At 72.8% G+C, this 6,526-nt stretch carries 5 protein-coding genes; 3 read left to right on the top strand and 2 right to left on the bottom strand.

From position 1 onward, the window contains the following. The first annotated feature begins 193 nt into the window (after positions 1-193). Entirely contained in the window at positions 194-1,639 is a 1,446-nt protein-coding gene (locus ACFQ4O_RS13425) for a metal-dependent hydrolase family protein (protein ID WP_378776200.1), read from the top strand. 27 nt (positions 1,640-1,666) lie between these two features. On the opposite strand, the gene hisS is transcribed toward ACFQ4O_RS13425, so the two are convergent. Further along, positions 1,667-3,148 (bottom strand): histidine--tRNA ligase, encoded by a 1,482-nt coding sequence (gene hisS, locus ACFQ4O_RS13430; RefSeq protein ID WP_378776201.1) that lies wholly within the window; start codon positions 3,146-3,148, stop codon positions 1,667-1,669. Between the two features lie 295 nt (positions 3,149-3,443). On the opposite strand from hisS, the gene ACFQ4O_RS13435 reads away from it, so the two are divergent. Both ACFQ4O_RS13435 and ACFQ4O_RS13440 read left to right on the top strand, forming a co-directional pair. Beyond that, a complete protein-coding gene (locus ACFQ4O_RS13435; protein ID WP_378776202.1) occupies positions 3,444-3,875 on the top strand; it encodes a TadE/TadG family type IV pilus assembly protein in 432 nt (143 codons plus the stop codon). A gap of 1 nt (position 3,876) precedes the next feature. Further along, entirely contained in the window at positions 3,877-5,562 is a 1,686-nt protein-coding gene (locus ACFQ4O_RS13440; RefSeq protein ID WP_378776203.1) for a pilus assembly protein TadG-related protein, read from the top strand. A 17-nt stretch (positions 5,563-5,579) separates the two neighbouring features. On the opposite strand, the gene ACFQ4O_RS13445 is transcribed toward ACFQ4O_RS13440, so the two are convergent. After that, positions 5,580-6,526 (bottom strand): TIGR03364 family FAD-dependent oxidoreductase (locus ACFQ4O_RS13445; protein ID WP_378776204.1); only part of this gene is annotated, 947 nt, incomplete at its 5' end.

Genomic DNA, 6,526 nt, shown 5'->3' on the forward strand with positions numbered 1-6,526 from the left:
CGGCGCCGCGACGCTCGCCGGCGTCCGGGTCGCGTGGCGGAACGGCGTGGTGGACATCGCGCCCGCTCCGGCGCGCCGCCCGCACGGGGGCTGAACGCCCGTCGCGGCTGTTGCGGCGCAGGTTCGAGGCATAGGATGGTGTGAGGCGCGGCGGCCCGCCATTCCGCAGAGACGTCGCGACGGGGAGACGATCATGGCGCTTCGACTGGGCGGCTTCGGCCATGGCGCGACCTGCGCCTGCCACAGCGCGCCGGCGCAGCGGCTGTGCGCGCGGATCGACAGCGGTCTGTCCCGGCGCGCGGTGCTGAAGGGCGTGGCGGCGAGCCTCGCGGCGCCTTCGCTCGGCCTCGTCAGCCCGGCCTTCGCACAGGCCGCGCCGAAGCCGATCCTGATCCGGAATGTGCGGGTGTTCGACGGCGTGGCGCCGAAGTTGATCGAGGGGCAGGGCGTTCTGGTGGAGGGCGCGCGGATCACGGGTTTCGTCGCCGCCGCGGAGACGGTGGCCGACGCCGAGGTGATCGACGGCGGCGGCCGGGTGCTGACGCCCGGCCTGATCGACGCGCACTGGCATTCGATCCTCGCCGCCATCCCGAAGCTGGCGGCGATCACGGCGGACATTCCTTACGTGCATCTGGTGGCGGCGCAGGAGGCCGAGCGCACCGTGCTGCGCGGCTTCACCACCGTGCGCGACGTGGGCGGCCCGTCCTTCGCGCTGAAGCGCGCCATCGACGAGGGGCGCATCGCGGGCCCGCGCATCTATCCCTCCGGCGCCATGGTCTCGCAGACCTCCGGCCATGGCGACTTCCGCATGCGCTCCGATCTGCCGCGCACGGCGCAGAGCGACCTCAGCCTTGCGGAACGGGCGGGCATTTCCGCGATCGCCGACGGCGAGGCCGAGGTGCTGCGCCGGGTGCGCGAGCAGCTTCTGCTCGGCGCGAGCCAGATCAAGATCATGGGCGGCGGCGGCGTCGCGTCCGATTACAACCCGATCGACGCGCTCCAGTTCACCGAGGCGGAGATGAAGGCGGCGGTGGCGGCGGCGTCGGACTGGGGCACCTATGTCTGCGTCCACACCTACACCGCCGAGGGCGTCCGGCGCGCGCTTGCGGCGGGCGTGCGCTCCATCGAGCACGGCCAGCTCGCCGACGAGGACGCTGTGACCCGCATGGCGGAGGCGGGCGCGTGGTGGAGCGTGCAGCCCTTCCTCAACGACGAGGACGCCAACGTCTACGCCTCGCCGCTGCAGCGGCGGCAGCAGGCGGAGATCGCGGAGGGCACGGCGCGCGCGGTCGAACTCGGCCGCAAGCATCCGGTGAAGATGGCGCTCGGCACCGACATCCTGTTCAGCCCCACGGGCACGGCCTCGCAGGGGCGGCAGCTCGCCAAGTTCGCCCGCTGGCTCGGCGCGGCGGAGACGCTGCGCGCGCTCACCAGCGGCAACGCGGAGCTCGCGGGCCTGTCCGGCCCGCGCAATCCCTATCCCGCCCCGCTCGGCCGCATCGCGCCGGGGGCCTATGCGGACCTGCTGCTGTTCGAGGGCGATCCGCTTCAGGATATCGCGCTGATCGGCGACCCGGACCGGACGCTGAAGCTCATCCTGAAGGACGGGCGCGTGCACAAGAACACGCTCGCCGCGTGATCCGCGTCCAAGCGCCTGCTCGCCCGTTCAGGCGTGGCGGGCGAGAATGGCCTTCACCTCGTCCACCAGCCGCGCCTCGGGCACGGTCACCTGCGCCGGGCGCGCCTCGGTCCAGGCGCTGCGGTCGGTGATGGCGGCGGCGGCCTTGGCGCCCTCGATCAGGTCCTTCAGCGTGACCTCGCCCTTCTCGCGCTCGTCAGAGCCCTGGATCACGACGAGCGGCGCGCGGCGGCGGTCGGCGTATTTCATCTGCGCCTTCATGCCGGACGCGCCGAGATAGACCTCGGCCGCCACGCCTTCGGCGCGCAGGCGCGCCGCGAGCGCCATGCTGTCGCCGATGCGGTCGCGATCCAGCACCAGCACCACCACGGGGCCGTGCGCCGGGGCGGCGTCCGCGCCCTTCAGCGCGGTCAGCGCCGCCTGCAGGCGGGAGACGCCGATGGAGAAGCCGGTCGCCGGCACGTTCTCGGGCAGGAAGCGGCCGACGAGCCCGTCATAGCGCCCGCCGCCGCCGACCGAGCCGAAGCGGATCGGCTGGCCGTCGTCGCCGGCGATCTCGAAGGTCAGCTCCGCCTCGAACACCGGGCCGGTGTAGTATTCGAGCCCACGCACCACGGAAGGATCGACCGAGACGCGGCCGTCATAGCCCGCGGCCGCCAGCAGGTCGGCGATGGTCTTCAGCTCCGCCGCGCCCTCGGCGCCCACGGGAGTTTCGGCGAAGGCGCCCGCGAGCGCGTCCGCCGTCTCGGCGTTGGTCGGGCGCTTGGCGTCGAGGATCGAGAGCACCCGGTCCGCGCCCGCCGCGTCCAGCCCCGCGCCCTTGGTGAAGTCGCCGCTGTCGTCCTTGCGGCCGGCGCCCAGCAGCGCGCGCACGCCGTCCGGTCCCAGCCGGTCCAGCTTGTCGATGGCGCGCAGCACGGTGAGGCGGCGGCCGGCGTTGTCGTCGCCGCCGAGGCCGATCGCCTCCATCACGCCGTCGAGAATCTTGCGGTTGTTGACCTTGATCACATAGTCGCCGCGCTTGACGCCGACCGCCTCCAGCGCGTCCGCCATCATCATGCACATCTCCGCGTCGGCGGAGACCGAAGGCGCGCCGACGATGTCGGCGTCGAACTGCAGGAACTGGCGGAAGCGGCCGGGGCCCGGCTTCTCGTTGCGGAACACGGGGCCGAACCGGTAGCTGCGATAGGGCTTCGGCAGCTTCTGAACATTCTCCGCCACGTGGCGCGCCAGCGGCGCGGTCAGGTCGTAGCGCAGCGACAGCCACTGGTCGTCGTCGTCCTGCAGCGAGAACACGCCGGCGTTCGGGCGGTCCTGATCCGGCAGGAACTTGCCCAGCGCCTCGGTGTATTCGAGGAACGGCGTCTCGATCTCCTCGAAGCCCCACAACTCGTAGGCGGCGCGGATGCGCTCCGCCATGGCGCGGGTGGCGGCGAGCTCCGCCCCGCCGCGGTCGGCGAAGCCGCGGGGCGTTCGGGGCGTGGCGAGGTCGGTGCGGCGGGCGGTCATCGGCGTCGGGGGCGGTCCATGGGTCGGTCGGGCGTGCGCTCCCCTAGCGCAGCCGCGCCGGAACGGCAAACCCGCGCCGCCGGCGTCCGGCGCGCGGATGGCCCGATCCTCCAGTGGCCGATGTGTAAGATGTAGAATTCAACTTTGTTTCCCGACACCGGGTTGCGATACCAGTTACCGGTAACGCGGCGCGTACAAGAGGTGGGAAAGAATTTGAGCGGAAGCTGAAAAGGCGGGGGCGGCCAAAAGACGATGAATGTCGCGACAAAGGCGTCGGTTCCCGCAAGGGGGATCCATGCGACGTCTGTCATGGCGGAGATTTTACAGGGACAGAACGGCGTCCGCCGCCGTTGAATTCGCGATCGTCGCGCCCGTGCTCGTCACCATGCTTGCGGGCCTTCTCACCTATGGCGTCTATTTCGGGCTCGCCCACAGCGTGCAGCAGCTGGCGGCGGACGCAGTGCGCGCCTCGATCGGCGGGCTCACCGACCAGGAGCGCGAGCAGCTGGCGCGGGCGCATGTGACGGCGAGCGCCGGGCAGTATGTGCTGATCGATCCGGCGCGGGTGTCGGTGGTGGCGCGGCCCGCGCCCTCGAACGCCAGCACGTTCGAGGTGGTGGTGACCTATGACGCGCGGGGGCTCGCGCTGTGGTCGCTGGACGGGCTCGCGCCTACGCCGACCAAGACGATCGCGCGGTCGGCGGCGATCCGCCGGGGAGGCTACTGAGATGCGCGCGGCGGCGCGCGGGCTGGCGCGGCTGCGGCGCGACGAGCGCGGCTCCGTCGCCATCATGACCGCGCTGTTCGGGTTCTGCGCCATCGGCTGTCTCGCGCTCGGCGTCGATCTGGCGAGCCTCTACGGCGAGCGGCGGCGGCTGCAGGGGGTTGCGGATCTTGCGGCCATCGCCGCCGCCAACGACCTCGCCAACGCCGAGCGGGCGGCCCGCGCCACCGCGGCGGACAACGGCGTCACCAACCCGAAGCGCTTCGTGCTGACGCTCGGCCGCTACACGCCCGATCCCGCGGTTCCCGCCGCGCGGCGCTTCACGCCCAACGCCACGCCGTTCAACGCCGCCCGCGTCGCCATTAACGCCGACGCCCCGCTGGTGTTCGGCCGGGCGCTGCTCGGCCGCAGCGCGGTGGAGGTGGGCGTCGAGGGATCCGCGGCGAACACGCAGCTCGCCTCGTTCTTCGTGGGCTCGCGGCTCGCCTCGCTGAACGGCGGCGTCGCGAACGTTCTGCTCTCGGCCCTCACCGGCGGCTCGGTCTCGCTCAGCGTCATGGATTACAACGCGCTCGCCGCCGCCAAGGTGGAGGCGCTGCCCTTCCTCGACGCGCTCGCGACCCGGCTTCGGCTGACGGCGGGCACCTATGAGAGCCTGCTCGACGCCAACGCCAGCGTGGGCCAGGTGGTGGCCGCCATGGCGGACGTGTCCCAGGGCGGCGCGCAGGCGCGGGCCGCGCTCGGCCAGATCGCGGCGCAGGCGACGGCCGCGGGGTCTCTGCGGGTCGGCGACGTGGTGGGCGTCGGGCCTTACGCCAAGGCCGCCATCGGCCGTTCCGGATCGGCGCTGAGCGCGGCGGTGTCCGCCTTCGACCTGATGATGGCGACGCTCGAGACCGCCAACGGCAAGCGGCAGCTCGACCTCAACCTCGGCCTTCAGGTGCCGGGCCTCGCCGGCGTCCGGGCCTCGCTGGTGATCGGCGAGCGGCCGCAAAGCGCCCCGTGGCTGGCGCTCGGCGCCGAGGGGGCGATCGTGCGCACGGCGCAGACGCGGCTGCGGGTGACGGCGGAGGTGGGGACCTCGCCGCTGCTGAAGTCGCTCACCGGCGGCCTGGCGCTGGTGGAGCTGCCGCTCGCGATCGATCTGGCGGCGGCGGAGGCGAAGCTCGACAAGCTGTCCTGCGGCGCGCAACCGGCGCAGGACGCCCGCGTGACCGTGCAGGTGCGGCCCGCGGTGACGCAGCTCTGGGTCGGCAAGCCCGCGAGCGTGTCGCTGTGGAACGACATGTCGAAGACGCCCGCGATCGAGCCCGCGAGCATCAACCTGCTGCTCGCCACCGCGACCGCCAGCGCCTATGTGGCTGCGACCAACGTGAACGCCACGCCGCTCACCTTCACCGCGGCGGAGATCCGCAACCACACGCTGAAATCGGCGAAGACCGGCGACGCGGCGCAGACGACGCTCGCCAGCCTGACGCAGAACCTCACCCTGAACGTGAAGCTGCTCGGCCTGATCGACCTCGGGCTCGGGCAGCTGCTGGGCGCGGCGCTGAAGCCGCTGCTGGTGCCGGTGGGAGCGCTGCTCGATCCGGTGGTGAACGCGCTGCTGGAGCTGCTCGGCGTGAAGATCGGCGAGGCGGACGTGGGCGTGCGCGGCGTGCGCTGCGACGGCGCGGCGCTGGTCGGGTGAGCGGCCGAGGCGGAGCCTCAGCGGCCGAACAGCTCCGCGATCGTCTCCTCGCCCACGGCGAAGGCGGCGCTCGCGCCCGCGCCGGAGGCCGCCACCACCACGCGCACGTTGGGCGCCGGCGCGTCGATCACCAGCGCCTTCTCGGCGGAATGGGCGTAGGTGCCCGTCCAGCGCGACAGCACGTGCTTCGGCCGCTTGCCGAAGACGGCCGCCAGCTCGTCGAGGATCAGGTCGTCGATCGCCTGCGTCTGGTAGGGGTCGGGCGTGACGTCGATCTGGCGGCTCGCGCCCACCACCAGCGAATGGTCGGCGGACTGGGCGGCGATCAGCGTCACCCCATGGGCCAGATGCTCCGGCTGCTCGGCCGCGAGCCGGGAGGCCAGCGCCTCGCTTTCCGCGAGCTCCGCGAAGCCCGGCAGGCGGATCAGGCTGAGGTCGCTCGCCACCGCGCCGGGCAGCTCGAAGCCCTCGTCGTAGCGCACGCGCAGCATGTGGGACTTGGCGCGGGCGAGATTGGCGCCTGCGAGGCGCTCGCCGAACAGGCTGCGCACGTCGTCGCCGGCGCAGACCACCGTCGCGCCCGCGGAGACCTTGCCCCGGGAGGTGGTCAGCGTCTCGCCCTCGACCGCCGTGACCGCGGTCTCCCACAGGAACGCCACGTCATGGGCCTCCGCGAGCCAGGCCGCGATCCGGGCGGAGGCGGTGCGCGCCTCGACCCGCAGCTCGTGCGGGCTCCAGAACACGCCGGCGATCTCGCCCTTGAACTGAGGGAACAGGGCGTGGGCGTCGCCTTCGCCATAAAGCGCGCAGTCCGCGCCCATTTCGGTGGCGAGGAAGGCCTGCGCCAGCGCCGCGGCTTCCGGCCGGCGGGCGACGATGGCGAGGCCCTCGTGCTCCACCCGCACGCCCGCCAGCGCCGCGACCTCGCGCCAGATGTCCCGCGAGCGTCGGGCGCGGCGCCACA

The sequence above is a fragment of the Methylopila musalis genome, assembly GCF_042679725.1.
Classification (GTDB): domain Bacteria; phylum Pseudomonadota; class Alphaproteobacteria; order Rhizobiales; family Methylopilaceae; genus Methylopila; species Methylopila musalis.